The organism is Clostridium sp. AUH-JLR23 (assembly GCF_964238065.1).
GTDB classification, from domain to species: Bacteria; Bacillota_I; Bacilli_A; order Erysipelotrichales; family Coprobacillaceae; genus Allocoprobacillus; species Allocoprobacillus merdigallinarum.
The window spans coordinates 59,809-79,275 of record NZ_CAXSKY010000008.1 but is presented as its reverse complement, the minus strand read 5'-3'; the positions used below and the strand labels follow the sequence as shown (position 1 = coordinate 79,275).

The window sequence follows — 19,467 nt, the reverse complement described above, 5'->3', positions numbered from 1 at the left end:
GAGGGGGAGTTATGGTGCTTAAAGATAAAAAATATGATGCTTTAATAAAAAATGTTTTACAGTTTTCAATCATCTATAAACTCATGATTCTCTTTTTCTTTAGTCCTTTATTAAGATTTATTTTAAAAGAATATTTGAGTCAAGTTTCAGTCAGTATTGCTTTTAATCAAAATATGATTGATGTTTTTTTATCTATTCCTGGAATCATCATTTTACTGGTACTATTATTAGCAATAATGCTTCTTGTTTATTATAATCTTTATGTTGTGATACAAATTGTTATATTAGAATATCGAAAGCAATCTTATCATTTAAAAGATATTGTTTTAAAAAGCTTTCAAGATTTAAAAAATATACATAAACCAACGTTTATACTGAGTGGTTTATACCTTATTTTATTATTACCATTAGTTCATGTTGGGTATTTGAATAACTATATTCCTAGATGGAATATACCTCCTTTTATCTTTAAAGAATTACAGTTAACAGGGCTAGGACAAATACTGATCTTTTTTATATATATGCTTTATTATGGACTGTTCATAGTTATGATTTTTGTACCATTTTATTTGGTTATTGAACATGATTCATTAATTACAGCGGTTAAGAAAAGCTATCAGATGATTAAACAAATAACTTTTCATCAAAAAATACAGATTTTATTATGGATTGTTGTATGGGTAGTCATAGAAAATATAATGATGAGTCTTTTGCCTTATCCATTGTTACATAATCGGGATTTTAATATTTATTTTATTAAATATTTTGTTCATTTTGCTTCATTTCGTTATAGTGTGATTCAATATATAATTGTCTTTTTATTATCCGTGATTGCAATGATATTCTTTTTAAGATTTCTGGCATCTCTATTTTGTCAATATGAAACGCATTTTATGACAATTCAGGATGTTCATATGGATACAACCCGTTTACAACAGACATTAGCTAATATTCAAAATCATTTCACATCATTGATTGAAAAAATAAAACAGCGTGTTTTTCAAATTCAATGGATTCAGACTTATAAAAAAACGATTCGTTTGATTTGTATTGTCTGTGTGATTGTTGGAAGCTTCGTTTATTTGCATCAAGATTCAAGATTACATAAGCCTTATGTGATTGGGCATAGAGGTTCAGGATATGTCATAGAAAATACTTTTGAAGCTGTTGAAAATGCCAATCAGTGTGGCAGTGATTTTGCGGAAATTGATATTCAGCTTTCACAAGATCAAATTCCTGTTGTTTATCATGATACAACGATGTCTCGATTATCTGACTCCTCTTCACCCGTTTCAAAATTATCGGCTCAGGAATTTGAAAATCTATCTTTACATGACCAGGGATTAACGGCTAGTCCTATCACTTTAGAACATCTGATTCAAAAAATGCAGGAACAACAATTAGATGTCAAATTACTGATTGAATTCAAGCCAACCAATGACAACTATCGAAAAATGGTAGATGAAGTTGTCAAGATTATACAAAAATATCATTTTGAATCACAAGCTATCTTTATGTCACTGCATTATCAAAGTGTTGCTTATTTACAGCATTTGTATCCAAAGTGGTGGGTTGGTTATTGTATTTATGGAAGTATTGGTGATATAGATAATAGTATTTGGGATATGGATATAGATTTTTTAGCGATTGAAGAGAATCGTGCGAGTACGTCTCTAATCCAAAAGGCAACATCTCAAATGATTCCTATTTATATATGGACGGTAGATAATGGTAAGAAAATGAAACAGTATTTAGATATGGGAGTAAGTGGACTGATTACCAATTATCCTGATAAAGGTCGAAAAGCAATTGATGAATATCTCAAAGAACATCCATATTCTTATTATTATGAAGATATTGAAAAAGCAGGATTCCCTGCTTAAAATTCAAGTTGAATATGATAAATTTTTCCCCATAAATAAATTTGATAGAAATAAGCCATAAGTTGTGGACCCATCATGAGTTGACCAAACCATGGTGCAGTGAAGCTTTGGCCATGTGATTGAATGAAGTTTTCCAGTTTTGGAATATCAAAGAATTGAAATAAGAGATTAGAAGGATCCTTAAGGGATTCTTTTAATTTGTCTTCAATTAGTTTTTCATATAGTGGAGAATAAGTTTTAGGATATGGGTTTTTCTTTCGATGCACAATATCATCTGGTAAAAAATCAGCAAATGCCTGACGAAGAATACCTTTTTCTTCACCTTGATCAAACATATAGGCTTCAGGCATATTATAGAGATACTGTAAAATTTGAGTTGAAGCAAATGGAACACGGACTTCTAATGAAGCACGCATGGTTTGACTGTCAGCACGTGTTAAAAGTGTTTGCATAAACCATTGTGTATTGAGATAGATAAGCTGTTTTTTACGATTGTTAGTATGAATTTCCTGTAAAGATTCCTGATAACGTTGAATAATATAGTCTTTAAGATTTAATTTTTGAACCTTTTCATTAAACATACTTAATCTCTGATCTAAATCACGCATCCAAGGGAAATAAGGCTGGTTGTAGAGTTCTTCTTTATAAAACCATGGATATCCTCCAAAGATTTCATCAGCACATTCACCTGATAATGTGACTTTATGTTCTTTTGAAATAGCTTTAGAAAACAGTAAAAAGCTTGCGTCAATATCCGCCATACCTGGCATATCTCTGGCAATGAGTGCTTCCCTTAAAGCCTCTATTAAATCAGTTTGTTTTAAAACAATAGAATGATGATGTGTTGCATAACGTGATACCATCTGTTGAATATAACTATCATCCATTGTTGTCTGATAATCATAGGCATGGAAATATTTATCCTGGTCTTCATAAGTCACGCTGTAAGTCGAAAGTGGACGTACATATTGCGAAGTAATGGCTGTAATAATACTAGAATCCAGTCCACCAGATAACATGGTTGATAATGGAACATCACTTAATAATTGATGTTGGATGCTTTGAATGACAAGATGACGAACGTGTTGGATAGTTTCAGTTAAATTTTCATCATGTGATTCATCATGAAGCTTCCAATAACATTGAATATGCAGTGTTTTTTGGAAATATAAGTAGTAGCCAGGTCTTAAAGCGTATATATCTTTATAAAGTGTTAATCCTGGTGTTAAGCTTGGTCCCAATCCTAATAATTCTTTCACACCATTTTCATCCACAACTGCTTTTCCAATATAGCTTAAAAGACTTTTGATTTCACTGGCAATGACAAGTGTATCTTTTTGTAAGGTATAGTAAAGTGGTTTGACACCTAGTGGATCTCTGGCCGCAAAAAGCTTTTGTCCATCATCAATGACGAATGCAAAAATACCTTCAAATAAGTCCAGACAGTGTTCCTGATATTCAATATATGCAGCTAAAACAACTTCACTGTCACTCATTGTATGAAACGTATAACCTAATTCAATCAGATGATTCTTGATTTGAGTCATATTATAGATTTCACCATTATAAGTCATACGATATGTTTTTTCATGATGGGTATAGAGAATAGGCTGATTGCCATTCTTTAAATCAATGATTGCTAAACGTGTATGTCCCATTAAACAATGTGGTGTCATCATATAGCCGATATGATCAGGACCACGTTTTTGCAGTAACTTTGTCATTGTCATGATTTTCTCATCATAATCAAATAAATGTTTTGAATAATTACAGATTGTTATAATACCACACATAGATTTCACCCCATACAATGTATGAATGGATTTAAAAAATATGAAACAAATCAGAGAAAAAAAGAAGACAAACTTGAGATTTTTAATGATAGATCTATGCTATGATACAGGTGGGTGATGAAAAGTGGAATGTCCAAGATGCCATAATCAAAATGTCAAACGTTTATATAAGCTTCATGGTAAATATTATTGCCGACAATGTATAGCTTTTCATCGTGTTTGGGTAGATGAGCCATATACTCAAGATCATACACGTTTTCCTCCACAAAAAGTAAGATATTCTCTTGATTTTGAATTGTCAAAATCCCAACAGGATATATCTAGACAATTGGTTTACAATTATCAAAATCATTATCATTCCTTAGTCTTGGCAGTTTGTGGATCTGGCAAGACCGAAATTGTTTTTGAATTAATACAATATGCCTTACAAAGTGGTGATCGTGTATGTTTCTGTATTCCACGTAAAGAATTGGTTAAAGAGCTTTATCAAAGAATAAAAGAAGCTTTTCATCAAATAGATATTGGTCTGGTTTATGGTGGACATATTGAAAATATCAATGCACAATTGATAGTATGTACTATGCACCAGCTTTATCGTTTTGAAAAAAGTGGATTTCATTTGATGATAGCTGATGAAGTGGATGCCTTTCCATTTTATGGCAATCCTGTCTTACAACAAATTTTTATGCGTTGTTGTATAGGAAATTATGTTAAGTTAAGTGCTACATTTGTGAAAGAGGATATTGATGGTGAAGAATTACTAATTATGAATAGAAGATACCATGGCTATGATCTTCCAGTACCTCAACTGATCATTTGTCCTCATTGTTTACAAGTGTTATTGATTTCATTTTTGCTTAAGAAATGGAAAAAGAAAGTCATTGTTTTTGTGCCACTCGTTCAAGATGTGGATAAACTGGCAAGTCAATTACAGTCTTATACACATTTAAGAGTTCGTGGTGTATCATCTATACACAAACATAATCAAGATAATCTGATGGCTTTAAAAAATGGCGATATTGATGTGATTGTTTCTACAACATTATTAGAACGTGGAATCACAATAGAAGATGTACAGGTTATTGTTTATCATGGTGAACATGATTTATTTGATCGAAGAACACTGATTCAAATAGCAGGACGCGTGGGGCGTAAAATTTCTCATCCTCAAGGTCATGTTTACATATTATCAAATGAACATACCTCCTCTATTAGACAATGCATTCATACAATCAAAAATCTCAATCAGATGAGTGTCTGATTTGTCATGCGCCACTCCTGAAACAAATATCTTTAGCTCATCTTCTTTGCCCATTATCGCTTTGTCAAAACTGCTTATCACAATTTTATGTTCTTGATATCCAGACAACTTTTCATCACTATCCTTTAAGGATTCTTTATGAATACAATGAATTTTTTAGAACACTTCTCTATCAGTATAAAGGACTCTATGATTATGCCCTCAAAGATGCGTTTCTTTGTACGTATTTATCCAAGTTCAAAACACAATATGATGAATATTTGATAGCAGTAGCCCCGAGTTCATCAGTCGAAAATGAAAAACGTGGTTTTGCTCCAATGGAAACCATAGCCCATACATTTTCACAACATGTGTTTACAGGATTGTATAAAAAAGAAGCATATAAACAAAGTGGCTTATCATTTGAAGAGAGAAAAAATGTTGTTCATAAAATAGGTATTCATCATCCAGAAGAACTTCAAGGGAAAAAAGTTTTAATTTTTGATGATGTGGTCACATCATCATCAACATTAACAGCTTGTCTATCTCTCATTAAGACAGGCCATCCTCAATGCATCGAATTATTAGTCTTATCAACAAAAAGCTTTCAAACAATATAAATGTACATTTCTTATAAAGAAGTGTACATTTTCATCATTTTCTATATGAGGAAAAAGTATTATAATAGAGTCAGAATAGGAGATGAAAACAATGAAAGTTCTTTTAATTAATGGTAGTCCTCGTCCAAGAGGTTGTACTTATACGGCATTAAATGAAGTTGCAAAAACATTAGAACAGGAAGGTATTGAAACAGAAATTATTCAAGTTGGTCAAAAAGATATTCGTGGTTGTATTGGTTGTCGTCAATGCAAAACAAATGGACAATGTGTTTTTGATGATGAGGTTAACGTAGTTTCAAAGAAATTTGCTGAAAGTGATGGCATTGTCATTGGCAGTCCTGTGTATTATGCCAGTGCCAATGGAACTCTGATTTCTTTTCTAGATCGTTTATTCTATAGTACTTTGGCAGATAAAACAATGAAAGTTGGAGCGGCCGTTGTCAGTGCCAGACGTGCTGGAACAACAGCTACTTTTGATGAATTGAATAAATACTTTACAATTTCTCAAATGCCAATTGTTTCTAGTCAATATTGGAATATGGTGCACGGCAATACACCTGAAGAAATCCAACAGGATTTGGAAGGATTACAAACGATGCGTACTTTAGGTAAGAATATGGCTTTTCTTATCAAAAGCATTCAGTTAGGTAAAAAGCAGCTAGGATTGCCAGAAAAAGAAGAATCAGTTCATACAAACTTTATTCGCTAAAAAAATATAATTTCCAGGGAAATGACTATAAAAAAGATAAACTTTGATAGAAAGAAAAATAAAATTCATCGACAGGATTTGCGTTCTTTTTTAAAATCAATCATTTATAATAGACACAACCATGAAGTAAAGGAGTTGTGAATATGCAAGGTAAAGTAAAATGGTTTAACGCTGAAAAAGGATTTGGGTTCATTGATCGTGGTGAAGGAAAAGATGTTTTTGTTCATTATAGTCAAATTATACAAGATGGATATAAATCTTTAAATGAAGGTGAACTGGTAGAGTTTGAGCTTTATTCAACAGAACGTGGTTTGCAAGCCAGACATGTTGTGAAAATTTGATGAAATTGAGATATGTAGAAAGCATATCTCTTTTTGTTTTGTTCATGAATTTTACATGATATTTACTTTGTTTTCTTAAGATTATATGCTATAATGTGAAATGTTTCAGTATGCATGAAAGGAGATTTATTCATGGCAAGTAAAAAACAAGAAATTAGAAAGCAATTAAAAAAGAAAGAAGCCAAAGAATTAGAAGAACTTGGATTGAATCCTAATGCCGAAATCGTGGATTTAAACGATGATTTAGGTGAAGATGTTATTGTAGAAACATTTGATGATGTGGTGAAAAAACCATCACAACCGATTGAATTTAATACAACACCACAAAAGGAAAAGAAAGGTTTTTTAGGTTCTATCAAAAAGGCTTTTTCACAAGATAATAAAATATTAAAGAAGTTAGAAAAGCAGGCACTACAAATTATGGACTTAGAGCCTCGTTATCAGGCAATGAGTGATGAAGAATTAGCTCATCAGACTGATCTTTTTAAAGAACGTCTACAAAATGGTGAAACTTTAGATGATTTATTAATTGAGGCTTTTGCGACTGTTCGTGAAGCTGCGTTTAGACGTTTAGGATTAAAAGCATTTAAAGTTCAGCTTATGGGAGCTATTTCACTTCATAATGGTGATATTGCAGAAATGAAAACTGGAGAAGGAAAAACATTAACATCTATTTTCCCAGTTTATTTAAATGCTTTAACTGGACAAGGTGTTCATGTTGTGACAGTTAATGATTATTTAGCTGAACGTGATAAAACAGACAATGGAAAAGTGTATGAATTTTTAGGTTTAACTGTTGGGTTAAATAAAAGAGAGTTATCTAAAGAAGAAAAACGTGCACAACATGCTTGTGATATTACGTATACAACAAATGCTGAACTTGGATTTGATTATCTAAGAGATAATATGGTGACAAGATTAGAAGATAAGGTTTTAAGACCATTGAATTTTGCATTGGTTGATGAAGTTGACTCTATCTTAATTGATGAATCAAGAACACCATTGATTATTTCTGGTGGTAAGAAAAATACCGCAGCTTTATATATTCAAGCTGATAAGTTTGTCAAATCTTTACGTGAAGATAAAGATTATGAAGTTGATATTGAAAGTAAAACTGTTGCTTTAACTGCTGAAGGTATTTCTAAAGCAGAAAAAGCTTTTAAGATTAAGAATTTATATGATCCTGAGCATACAGCTTTGGTGCATCATATCAATCAGGCATTAAAAGCTAACTATACAATGAGTTTGAATGTAGAATATATGATTGCAACTGAAGATGGAAGCCATGATATCAGAAATGCCAGCATTATGATTATTGATCAGTTTACTGGTCGTGTGATGCCAGGTCGTGCATATAGTGATGGGTTACATCAGGCACTTGAAGCTAAAGAAGGAGTTCCGATTAAAGAGGAAACAGTGACATTAGCGACAATTACTTACCAAAATTTCTTCCGTTTATTCAATAAATTAGCGGGGATGACAGGAACTGCAAAAACAGAAGAAGAAGAATTCAGAACAATCTACAATATGCGTGTTGTAGAAATTCCAACGAATAAACCAGTTATTAGAGATGATAAACCAGATTTGGTTTTCGCTAAACAGGCTGCTAAATATAAAGCGATTTGTGACGAAGTTGAAAAAAGACATAGTTATGGACAACCGATCTTATTAGGGACAGTTTCAGTAGAAACATCAGAATTATTAAGTAAAATGTTAAATAAACGTGGTATTAAACATAACGTCTTAAATGCGAAAAACCATGCGAAAGAAGCTTTGATTATTGAAAAAGCTGGAGTTATGGGAGCTGTAACTATCGCAACGAACATGGCTGGTCGTGGAACTGACATTAAACTTGGTGAAGGTGTTCCTGAAATTGGAGGATTAATGGTTATTGGAAGTGAAAGACATGAGTCTAGACGTATTGATAACCAGTTAAGAGGTCGTTCTGGTCGTCAGGGAGATCCTGGATGTTCATTGTTTTTTGTATCATTTGAAGATGAATTGATGCAAAGATTCGCAAATGAAAAGATGAAAGATAGAATGGGATCTTTCTTAGAAGATGAAGCGATTGAAAGTAAGATGGTCACAAAATCTATTGAAAATGCACAAAAACGTGTTGAAGGTCAGAACTTTGATATTCGTAAACAATTATTACAATATGATGATGTGATGCGTCAACAACGTGAAATTATGTATAAAGAACGTGATGATATTATGTCACAAACAGATTTAGGACCTATTGTAAGAGGTATGTTTGATCAGGCTGTAGAAAATACAGTACGTCAATTTACAAAACATGATGGTAAAAAAGATAATGTGGATGTTGATGGAGCATTAAACTATATTTCTAAAAACTATATGTTATTAGCTACGTTAACAGCTAAAAATAAAGAAGCAGTTGAACATGATGCAAAGAAATTATCAACAAGTTTATCTGAAGTGATTTATTTACAATATCAAAATAGATTTAATAAAGATTTACCAGCAGAAGTGAAATTGGATTATGAAAGAAGAGTTTTATTAGGGGTTATTGATCATACATGGATTAATCATATTGATGCTATGCAAAAATTAAGAAATGGTATTTATTTACGTGCTTATGCCCAAAGAGATCCACTTCAAGAATATACTGAAGAAGCCTTCTACATGTTTGAAGAAATGACAAAATCAATTTCTCAAGATATTACACGAAATATTGTTCATATGGGTATTGCACCTGGTAGTGAACAGGAAAAACAAATTCCAGCTGTTCAGATAGAATTGGAGTTTAAAGCAGATTAATGGAATTATATGAAATGAAGAATGGGCTTGAAAAAGCCCGTTCTTTACTCAATGAACTCTTTATTTCGATTGATATTGATGGTTTAAAAAGAGAAATTGAAGGTTTAACAGTTCAAACAATGGATGAAAACTTCTGGAATGATCAAGACCATGCTAGAAAAATATATGATCAATTAAATGAAATGAAAAAGAAAGCTGATACATATGATCATTTAATAACAGCTTTAGATGAATTAGAAGAAACTTATCAATATGTCAAAGAGAGTGATGATGAAGACTTTAAAGCTGTTTTGGATGAAGATTATTTAACATTTGAAAAAGAAATGGATGATTTTGAAAAAACGCTTTTATTTTCAGGTGAATATGATCATCATAATGCGTTATTGGAAATTCATCCAGGTGCTGGAGGAACAGAATCACAGGATTGGGCATCCATGTTGATGCGTATGTATCAAAGATATGCTGATAAAAAAGGTTGGAAAATTGAAGTCCTTGATTACTTGGATGGAGAAGAAGCAGGATTGAAGTCAGTCAGTTTGCGTATTGTGGGATATAATGCCTATGGACATCTGAAAGCTGAAAAAGGTGTTCATCGTCTGGTGCGTATTTCGCCATTTGATGCGTCAAAACGTCGTCATACATCATTTGCTTCTGTGGATGTCATGCCAGAATTTGACAATGATATTGAAATTGAGATTGATCCTCATGATATCCGTATTGATACTTATCGTGCTTCTGGAGCTGGAGGTCAGCACATTAATAAAACAGATTCAGCAATTCGTATTACGCACTTACCAACAAACATTGTGGTAACTTGTCAATCACAGCGTTCACAGATTCAAAACCGTGAACAAGCTATGATTATGCTGAAATCTAAATTATATCAGCTCATGTTAGAAAAACAGGCTTCTGAGCTTAATGAAATTAAAGGGGAACAAAAGGCTATCGAGTGGGGAAGTCAGATTCGTTCTTATGTTTTACATCCATATTCTATGGTCAAAGATAATCGTAGTGGTTATGAATCTAATAATCCTAAAGCTATTTTAGATGGGGATTTGGATGAGTGCATTTATGCCTATTTAAAATCAATGGTAAAGGAGGATGACTAATGCATCAGGCAAAACATCTTGTACGTGATACATTGCTTGTGTTATTAGGCAATTTAATTTTGGCTTTTGGTGTCGCTGTATTTGCTGTTCCATCTAACTTAATTGTTGCAGGAGCAACAGGGATTGCTTTGATTATTTGTGAATTTATTCCAGTCAATTATGCAACTGTTGTATTTGTCATTAATATGATGATGTTATTGCTTGGATTTATTGTTTTGGGTAAGAAGTTTGCTGCTGGAACAATATTGAGTTCTTTGATTTTTCCATTCTTTTTAGCAATGTTTGAAGCCATTCCACAACTTCAGCATTTAACTTCAGATATGTTATTATCAGCCATCTATGCTGGATTATTTACTGGACTGGGATGTGGAATTGTATTTAGAGTAGGGTATAGTACAGGAGGAATGGATATACCACCCATCATTATGAATAAAAAACTTCATATTTCACTTGGAGTCTGTGTTTATTTATTTGATGTTGTTGTTTTACTAGGACAATCATTCTTTACGAGCTTTGAAGGTATTTTATATGGAATTATCACAGTGTTTATTACAGCTATTGTATTAGATAAAGTGACAATCTTTGGAGAAAGAAATCTTCAGGTACTTGTGATTTCTGCTCATCATGAAGAAATTGCTGAAGCTATCTTTAAAGAAATAGATCGAGGTTGTACTTTTGTCAATGTCACAACAGGATATTTCCATGATCAGCAAAAAGCAGTATTATGTGTTGTCAATAACAGAGAATATCCTGTTATTAATGATTTGGTTATGGAAATTGATCCAACTGCATTTATTATTGGTAGTGAAATACATAGTGTTAAAGGTAGAGGATTTACATTACCTAATATTGATTTAGATAAACAAATAAGAGATCATGTTTCTTAATGAAAGTCATTGACAAATCAATGGCTTTTTTTGTGTTCTAATGATATGAAATAAAAAAATATCCCTGTATTTATTCATACATGGGGATATCACCATAGTCATAGATAAATTCCTCCTGATAAAGAGGATAGCTTTCTATATAATTTTGATAATAAAGATAAGTTGTATAAAGAACATAGATGATACATGCCATTATTAAAGGAACAAGAATGATAGAAGCATATTGAAGAATTTTACGAGATTTCATATGTGTAATAGCATAATGATGATCGTAGTGATGATAAAAATCAATAACAATATCTTCAGGGAGTCCAAAATGGTATATATAGTCTTGATAGGAACAATCAGGATATTGTCGCTCATATTCATGTAATCTTGTTTTGAAGAATGTGAGAAACTTTTTTTCTTGGACATTGTGTAATGGAAATGTTGTATATAATTGATGATAATATTTTTTAGTATTTTTATTATTGAATTTTTGTTTTTTCATTTTGTAATAATGCCTCCATAGACTGATGAATATTTTGATATTCTCTTTTTAATGTTGTATATCTAACAAGACCAGGATCTTCAATATGATAGAAAACAATGTTTTCTAATGAATAGCTTGAAATAAGATGTGTATCTTGAAGAAAGAAAAGTGAAATGAGAATATCTCCTTCAATAGTTTGAAAGTGTTTATTTAAAATCTGATAAATGTGTTCACCAGAAAAATCTTGTTGTTTCAATAGATGTAAAATCATAATTTCAAATTGTGGGAATTGAGATAGCTGCATAAATATTATCCTTTCTGCTGATTCGCAAATAATTCAATAAGTGTCTGCAAAGACGTATTTAAGACTTCATGAGGACGTGTGATTAATGTTAAATCTGTTTTTAAAACTTCATCTTCGAGGATCACATGGTTCAGCTTGGAGTCTGGATAGAAAGTGAGGATATTTTGTGGCACAATCGCAATACCCAAACCAGCTTGAGCCCATTGTAAAGATGTCCTTGAATCATCACATGTAATTTTAATATAAGGATGAAAATGAAGATTCAGGCAATAATCAGTAATAAGTGATAAATAACGCTGATGAATAATTAATGGTTTATTTTGATAGTCTGACATATGTGTCATGTTGGAATGTAAGAGTTCAGGAATACCAACGGCGACCATAGGATCCTTTAAAAACGCCTGACAATGCAGTTGGCTTTGATCAAAAGGGGTACGCACAATACCTAAATCAATATGATGTGTCATTAATAAGTCTATGATTTCATAAGTACTTCCTTCATAGATGCGAAAAGAAACATGGGCTAGATTTTGATTTTGAGCTAAACAACTTGGAAGAATATTGGAATTAGAAGATGTGATCCCAATTCTTAAAACTTCATTTTGCATATCTTGAATTTCATGAAATGTCATCTCATTTAAAGAAATCATCTGCAAGCTTCTTTTATAAAGGACTTTTCCAGCTTGAGTCAATTCTATTTTTCGATGTCCACGTTTTAATAAAGTGACACCGAGTTCTTCTTCCAATTGTTTCAGCTGCATAGATAAAGGTGGTTGTGCCATATGTAAAGTTTTCGCTGCTTTAGAGATTGTTCCTTCTTCTACAATTGTTTTAAAATAAATCATCTGTTTAATATCCATTGAATCACCATATCCTAAAAGTATACCAATTATATTTTATATATATTATACATATAATACAATTTTCGTTATAATAAATCAAGAAAAGGAATGATAAAAGCATGTGGATGAAATATTTAAAACCGTATCGTAAAGAAGCTGTTATTGGTTTCTTCTTTAAATTAATAGAAGCTTTTTTTGAATTGATTGTACCTATTGTTGTGGCAGATATTATTGATTATGGAATCTTACATCAAGATCAACAATACATTTTACAGCGAGGCCTTTTATTATTAGCATTAGCTTTATTAGGATATGCTTGTGCTTTGGTGTGTCAGTATTTTGCCTCAAAAACATCTCAGGGATTTGGAACTTATTTAAGAAATGATATGTTTAAAGCGATTCATGCTTATGATTATGAAAATATAGATGAAATTGGAATTCCATCACTAATGACACGTATCACTAACGATACAAATCAATTACAGTTGGCAGTTGCGATGACGATTCGTTTGGCATCACGTTCACCATTTTTAATTTTAGGTTCATTAGTCATGGCTTTTCGTATCTCTGTTCCTATTGCTTTGATTTTTATTTGTGCAGCACCAATACTCGCTTTAGCGATATATGGAGTGATGTCAAAATCCCTGCCTCTTTATTTAAAAATTCAAAAACAACTGGATCATGTATCATTGATTTGTCGTGAGAATTTAGCAGGTATTCGTGTGATTCGTGCTTTTTCTAAACAGAAACAAGAAAAAGAACGTTTTCAACAGGCAACTCAAAAACAAAAAGATATGCAAATACAGGTTGGAAAACTTTCTGCACTTTTAAATCCAAGTACCAGTGTGATTGTCAACTGTGCTATTTTGGTCATTTTGTATGCAGGTGGTTTACAGGTCAATGCGGGATATTTAACCCAGGGAGAAGTAATAGCATTAATCAATTACATGAATCAAATTCTATTATCAATGTTTGCGTTTGCTAATGTGATAGTCATTTATAATAAAGCAACAGCTTGTTATAAACGTGTACAGGAAGTTTTAGCTATTCAACCGGCTATTCAGGATGGAAAATGTCTTATTGATAATCAAGAAGGTCCATTGGTGACATTTGATCATGTCAGTTTTTCATATCAGGGGAGCCATGCATTGCATGATATATCTTTTTCTATTCATCAGGGAGAAACAATTGGAATCATTGGTGGGACTGGTTCGGGAAAATCAACTCTTATCCATCTGATTCCTCGTTTCTATGAAGCGACGCAAGGACAAATTTATATCAAGAACAGACCTATTCAAGATTATTCTTTATATTCTTTAAGACAGATGATTGGCTTGGTTCCACAACAGGCTACGCTCTTTACAGGAACGATTAAAGAAAATATCTGTTTGGCTAAAGAAAATGCCAGCGATGATGAAGTCAAACAGGCCTTGCATTTGGCACAGGCATCATTTGTAGATGAGTGGAAAGATGGCATTTATAGTCATATTACACAAGGTGGACATAATCTTTCTGGTGGACAAAAACAACGTTTAACGATTGCTAGAGCATTGGTGAGAAATCCAGAACTTCTTATATTAGACGATAGTGCCAGTGCATTGGATTTTGCGACTGATGCTGCTTTAAGAAAAGCCATTGCCACACTGCCACAGACAACGATTATTGTTTCTCAACGTGTCAGTGCGATTATGCATGCTGATAAGATTCTTGTTTTGAGTCATGGTGAATTAGTGGGAATGGGAAAACATGATGAGTTGATGAAAACTTGTGAAATATATCAACAAATTGTCACATCACAAATGTCTAAGGAGGTGGCATAAATGGATATCAAAACAATGAAGCGTTTATTATCATTTTGTCGCCCGTATATGAAATATTTATATTGTGCTTTATTATGTTCGTCAGGACAGATTGTTTTTACATTGTTGACACCTGTTTTTATTGGACAGGCTGTTGATCATATTATTGGACAGGGACTTGTGGCGTTTGATTTGTTATTTCAAAAAATGCTTTGGATATTGGGAAGTGTTCTGATTGCGGAAATTTTTGATTGGCTGGTAGTGAGATTATCTAATCGTATGACATATGCGATTACAAAAGATTTACGTGATCAATTATTTGAAAAATATGAAACATTGCCTTTAAGTTATATTGATAGTCATGCTCATGGTGATCTGTTAAGTCGTATGGTTAATGATATAGATTTAATTGGTGATGGTCTTTTACAGGGATTTACACATTTATTTAATGGGATTGCGACTATTATTGGAACGATTTGTTTTATGTTATATATTCAAACAACAGTTGCATTGATTGTGATTGTTTTAACACCTTTATCATTGGTTGTAGCAACAATTATTGCCAATAAGACATATAAGTATTTTCAAGAACAACTGGCTTTAAGAGGAGAACTTGGTGCTTATGTAGAAGAAATGATTGGCGGTGTTAAAGTTGTCAAGGCTTATGGTTATGAACAAACAAATCAGGAGCGTTTTGAAGAAATCAATCAGCGTGTTTATGTCAGTGGTGTTAAATCACAGTTTTTAGGAGCATTAGCCAATCCGAGTACAAGAGTTGTCAACAATATTGTTTATGCCAGTGTCTGTATTGCAGGATCTTTATATGTGATTGGTGGCTCTATGAGTGTTGGAGCTTTATCAAGTTTTTTAAGTTATGCCAATCAGTATACAAAACCTTTTAATGAAATTTCTAATGTCTTTACCGAATTACAAACAGCATTGGCTTGTGCTTCAAGAGTTTTTCATTTATTAGATATAGATTCAAGTCCTAAACAGGGTCCAACGAAAACACTTTCACATATTCAAGGACATGTCCAAATTCAACACCTCAGTTTTTCTTATCGAGATGATGAACCATTCATAGAAGATTTCAATGTGGAAGCAAAACCAGGACAAACCATTGCAATTGTAGGACCAACAGGATGTGGAAAAACAACTTTTATTAATTTATTAATGAAATTTTATCAGCCACAACATGGTCAAATATGCATTGATGGCATTGATATTCAGGATATGAGCAGTGATTATGTCAGAAGTCTATATGGAATGGTTTTACAAGATTCTTGGTTATTTCAAGGAAGTATTAGGGATAATATTGCTTATGGGAAAAAAGAGGCAACTGATCAGGAAATTATAGAAGCTGCCAAAAAAGCCCATGCACATAAATTTATTATTCAGTTAAAAGATGGCTATGATACAATGATTAGCGAAGAAGGTGGAAATCTATCACAAGGGCAAAAACAGCTATTATGCATTGCGCGTATTATGTTAGTCAAACCACCAATGTTGATTTTAGATGAAGCGACAAGTTCAATTGATACACGTACTGAAAAGCAAATTCAAGAAGCGTTTGATTTAATGATGGAAGGACGTACAACCTTTATTGTTGCACATCGTTTATCAACTATCCAAAAAGCTGATCAGATTCTTGTCATGAATCATGGACAAATTATTGAACAGGGAAAACATGAAGAGTTATTGAAAAAGCATGGCTTTTATCATCATTTATATTATAGTCAGTTTGAAATACAAAAATAAAAACACGAGCTTCGTGTTTTTATTTTATCGAGAAATCATTTTTCTTAATTTTGTCTTATCAACAAAACGTGTTGGGAAACTATAATCTTTTTGAGCATAAACAAATGTAACTTTATTGTTATAAGTGAAATTCACTTTTTTCAGTTTACGATAATCTATCAGCATTCTTCCTACCATTAAGTTCTTACGACCTACTAGCACAATTGTTGAAAGAAAATAAGCATAAACAACTGTTAATAGTGCTGCTGCATTTAATCCATTATGGAAAAATGATGAACGAGAAGTGACGATTCCATATATAACAGCAATAATACCACCAATAACAGCAATCAAATAAACGATAGTTAAAATTACATAAAAAATAAGACCACCAGTATTTAAACAAAGCTGTAAAGAATGATCTTGTTTACGACAACGAAAAAACGTAACAATAATGTTAGCGATAGAATATGTAAACCAAAGAAAAATAATTATTAAAACAAACGATAGAACTAATGAAAAAATTTCCTGCATAAATTAAACTTCCTTTCATACTTCTCTATTATACATATAATTTTGCTTTTCGCCTAGAAAAAAATGAAAATATGTGAAATCTTTATGAATTTTTATTATAATAGACACTAGGGAAGTGAAAATATGGAAGATTTAAAGAGTTATGAAACACGTGTTATTGAAATTAATGAAGTTGATGATATGGGAGAATATTTCTTTCATCATCTTTTAAATCGTTTTGCTCAAATTGCAACAGAGAGCGCTATGAAGTTAGGTGTATGGAATTATGATATGATGTCAAAATATGGATGGGTTGTGGCTAAACAGTATCTTCATTTAGATGAACCTATTCATTATCAAGATCGTATTGAATTATCAACAACGATTTCGAAAGGAACATATGTAAGTTTTCCAAGATATTATTATATTAAAAAAGATAATCGTCTGATTGGCACATGTTCTTCTGTTTGGACATTATTAGATATTCAAAAAAGAAGAATGGTTTCACCACAAAAAATAGGGATTACCTTTCCAGAAGCGCCTTTGGAGCATTTATTAGAATTACCACCAGCTATTCAAAAAGATATGGAATTCCAATATATCACAGAAAGAAAAGTTCTATATAGTGATGTTGATATTAATCAGCATATGAACAATACACGTTATGTTGAGTGGGCATTGGATTTAATTGATTTTGATAAACATCATCAGTGTTATATCAGTGATTTGAATATTCAATATCGTAAAGAAATTAGACCATTAGAAAAAGTTAAACTTTTTATGGCTGAAAATGGTCATCGTTATATTGTTGAAGGAAGAAATCAGGAAGATGAGGTTTATTTTACAATAGAAATTTATTTTCGTGATAGATAATTTTCATAATATGAAAACATTTTTATAAAATTTATGATATGATAAGCATGTCCCAAATATCTATAATCGTATTCGTTTTCCCGTAAGAATACAAACAGGAAATAAGTTGCTTTATAGCAACTTTTTCTTTTTTACAAAACAGAAAGAATAAAATATGATTTATGATGTCTTTTATAGTGATTTTTCCAGCCATTGACCACGTTGTTGACGATAGAGGAGCAATAAACCTCTGACACATAATTCAATGCACATAGCCAGCCAAACCCCATGTAATCCCATTGTTTGAACAAAAAGAACGGATAGAGATAAACGCACACCCCAAATACTCAAAAGATTGAGTAAGCTTGGTATAAGAGTATCTCCAGCTCCACGCAAGGCACCAGAAGCTACAATGGAAACACCATAGAGTGGTTCGGCAAAAAGTTCAATTCGTAAAACTTCTGTAGCCAGCTGTTGGGTCTGCACATCTGGAGTTAAGATTTGAAAAACAAATGGTGAAATGACAAACATAACAATTGCAATGATTCCCATGATGATAGCGCCAAAGGCAACAGTTAAATTGGAAAAGGACTTTGCAAGTTCTTTTCTTTGAGCACCCATGCATTGACCAACTAATGTGGTTGCGGCAGCTTCCAGTCCATATCCAGGCATATAACATAAGCTTTCAGCAGTGATCGCAAAGGAATGAGCAGCAATTGCAATTGTTCCTAAAGGGGCAATAATCTTTGTAGACATTACCATGGCACCACAAATGGCTATATGTTCAAAAGCTAAAGGTGTTCCAATCTGAAAAGCATTTTTCAATGTTTCTTTTTCAAAATAGAACTTTTCATGATTTTGGAATTTTAATAGAGAAGAATGACAAGTTGTATACCAGAGATTGATAAAACAGACTGTCAACTGGGCAAGCGCTGTTCCAATGGCTGCCCCCACAACACCAAAGTAATGAATGAAAATAAGGTTATAAATCACATCTAATCCACACATGGAAGCATTGAGTAAACTCGGTATTTTCATATTACCACTACATTGTAACATGGAACTGCATAAACTATTTAATTGTAAAATAGGTAAACTTAATGTGAAAACAAGAAAATAGGCAGAAGCATTATCAAAAATAGCTAGATCAGCACCTAACCATGTTAATAAACTTTGATTTACAAGCACACCGATGATTAATAATATACAAGAAAAAATGAGGGATGTGATAAGCGCGGTTTTGAAAGTACGACGTGCTTTTTCATATTGACTTGCACCAATGAGTTGTGCCACCTGAACCGCAAAACTGGTTGCCATAGCACTACATAGACCACTTAAAAGCCAGCTGCTGGTTGATACAATTCCAATTGAAGCTGAAGCATCAGGACCGAGATGTCCAACCATCGCAGCATCAATATATTGCATTAAAATAGAAGAAACTTGTGATAAAATCGTTGGAATACTTAATTGAATAATAATATTGATTTTTTGTTTATTTGAAAGTACAGATTGATTTTTAATGATTTCAGTGAAATTTGTTGCCAAAAAAATTCCTCCCATCTTTAAGACATTGGAATCATTATAC

At 32.4% G+C, this 19,467-nt stretch carries 17 protein-coding genes; 11 read left to right on the top strand and 6 right to left on the bottom strand.

The window, feature by feature from the left end; translation table 11 throughout:
* The first annotated feature begins 11 nt into the window (after positions 1-11).
* Complete coding sequence (locus tag ACESR5_RS05660; protein WP_373154641.1) at positions 12-1,883, top strand: glycerophosphodiester phosphodiesterase family protein; 1,872 nt, start codon at positions 12-14, stop codon at positions 1,881-1,883.
* Here the strand turns inward: ACESR5_RS05660 and asnB are convergent.
* Positions 1,880-3,676 carry an asparagine synthase (glutamine-hydrolyzing) gene (asnB, locus tag ACESR5_RS05655; protein ID WP_373154639.1) on the bottom strand — a complete coding sequence of 599 codons (1,797 nt, stop codon included), beginning with the start codon at positions 3,674-3,676 and terminating at the stop codon, positions 1,880-1,882. The genes ACESR5_RS05660 and asnB overlap by 4 nt on opposite strands.
* Before the next feature lie 124 nt (positions 3,677-3,800).
* Here asnB and ACESR5_RS05650 point away from each other — a divergent pair, with 124 nt between their 5' ends.
* The 7 genes from ACESR5_RS05650 to ACESR5_RS05620 all read left to right on the top strand — a co-directional run bounded on the left by ACESR5_RS05650 (position 3,801) and on the right by ACESR5_RS05620 (position 11,363).
* Entirely contained in the window at positions 3,801-4,937 is a 1,137-nt protein-coding gene (locus ACESR5_RS05650) for a helicase-related protein (protein ID WP_373154638.1), read from the top strand.
* Entirely contained in the window at positions 4,895-5,536 is a 642-nt protein-coding gene (locus tag ACESR5_RS05645; RefSeq protein ID WP_373154636.1) for a ComF family protein, read from the top strand. Before ACESR5_RS05650 ends, ACESR5_RS05645 begins: the two co-directional genes overlap by 43 nt.
* Positions 5,537-5,627: 91 nt before the next feature.
* Positions 5,628-6,245: a flavodoxin family protein gene (locus ACESR5_RS05640; protein WP_373154635.1), complete on the top strand. Its 618-nt coding sequence runs from the start codon at positions 5,628-5,630 to the stop codon at positions 6,243-6,245.
* A gap of 137 nt (positions 6,246-6,382) precedes the next feature.
* Positions 6,383-6,586, top strand: a complete 204-nt coding sequence (locus tag ACESR5_RS05635; RefSeq protein ID WP_289527291.1) for a cold-shock protein — start codon at positions 6,383-6,385, stop codon at positions 6,584-6,586.
* A gap of 132 nt (positions 6,587-6,718) precedes the next feature.
* Positions 6,719-9,367 (top strand): preprotein translocase subunit SecA, encoded by a 2,649-nt coding sequence (secA, locus tag ACESR5_RS05630; protein WP_373154633.1) that lies wholly within the window; start codon positions 6,719-6,721, stop codon positions 9,365-9,367.
* Entirely contained in the window at positions 9,367-10,476 is a 1,110-nt protein-coding gene (prfB, locus tag ACESR5_RS05625) for a peptide chain release factor 2 (protein WP_087304505.1), read from the top strand. The genes secA and prfB overlap by 1 nt, the downstream gene beginning before the upstream one ends.
* The gene (locus ACESR5_RS05620; RefSeq protein ID WP_373154631.1) at positions 10,476-11,363 is read left to right on the top strand and encodes a YitT family protein; all 888 of its coding nucleotides are present in this window, start codon (positions 10,476-10,478) and stop codon (positions 11,361-11,363) included. The genes prfB and ACESR5_RS05620 overlap by 1 nt, the downstream gene beginning before the upstream one ends.
* Positions 11,364-11,433: 70 nt before the next feature.
* Here the strand turns inward: ACESR5_RS05620 and ACESR5_RS05615 are convergent, their stop codons facing one another.
* Genes ACESR5_RS05615 through ACESR5_RS05605 form a run of 3 tightly spaced genes read right to left on the bottom strand, consistent with a single transcriptional unit; the run spans position 11,434 to position 12,999 of the window.
* Complete coding sequence (locus ACESR5_RS05615; RefSeq protein WP_373154629.1) at positions 11,434-11,853, bottom strand: DUF6120 family protein; 420 nt, start codon at positions 11,851-11,853, stop codon at positions 11,434-11,436.
* Positions 11,831-12,139 (bottom strand): hypothetical protein, encoded by a 309-nt coding sequence (locus ACESR5_RS05610; RefSeq protein WP_373154628.1) that lies wholly within the window; start codon positions 12,137-12,139, stop codon positions 11,831-11,833. The genes ACESR5_RS05615 and ACESR5_RS05610 overlap by 23 nt, the downstream gene beginning before the upstream one ends.
* Before the next feature lie 5 nt (positions 12,140-12,144).
* On the bottom strand, positions 12,145-12,999 hold the full coding sequence (locus ACESR5_RS05605) for a LysR family transcriptional regulator (protein WP_373154626.1): 855 nt from the start codon (positions 12,997-12,999) through the stop codon (positions 12,145-12,147).
* Positions 13,000-13,106: 107 nt separating this feature from the next.
* On the opposite strand from ACESR5_RS05605, the gene ACESR5_RS05600 reads away from it, so the two are divergent.
* Positions 13,107-14,801: an ABC transporter ATP-binding protein gene (locus ACESR5_RS05600; RefSeq protein WP_373154625.1), complete on the top strand. Its 1,695-nt coding sequence runs from the start codon at positions 13,107-13,109 to the stop codon at positions 14,799-14,801.
* Positions 14,802-16,538 carry an ABC transporter ATP-binding protein gene (locus tag ACESR5_RS05595; RefSeq protein WP_373154624.1) on the top strand — a complete coding sequence of 579 codons (1,737 nt, stop codon included), beginning with the start codon at positions 14,802-14,804 and terminating at the stop codon, positions 16,536-16,538. It abuts the gene before it with no gap.
* Positions 16,539-16,562: 24 nt separating this feature from the next.
* Here the strand turns inward: ACESR5_RS05595 and ACESR5_RS05590 are convergent, their stop codons facing one another.
* Positions 16,563-17,051 (bottom strand): hypothetical protein, encoded by a 489-nt coding sequence (locus ACESR5_RS05590; protein ID WP_373154622.1) that lies wholly within the window; start codon positions 17,049-17,051, stop codon positions 16,563-16,565.
* 123 nt (positions 17,052-17,174) lie between these two features.
* Between ACESR5_RS05590 and ACESR5_RS05585 the strand changes: the two genes are divergently transcribed.
* A complete protein-coding gene (locus ACESR5_RS05585) occupies positions 17,175-17,903 on the top strand; it encodes an acyl-[acyl-carrier-protein] thioesterase (RefSeq protein ID WP_373154620.1) in 729 nt (242 codons plus the stop codon).
* Between the two features lie 171 nt (positions 17,904-18,074).
* Here ACESR5_RS05585 and ACESR5_RS05580 read toward each other — a convergent pair whose 3' ends face one another.
* Complete coding sequence (locus ACESR5_RS05580) at positions 18,075-19,427, bottom strand: MATE family efflux transporter (RefSeq protein ID WP_373154618.1); 1,353 nt, start codon at positions 19,425-19,427, stop codon at positions 18,075-18,077.
* Positions 19,428-19,467: the final 40 nt, after the last annotated feature.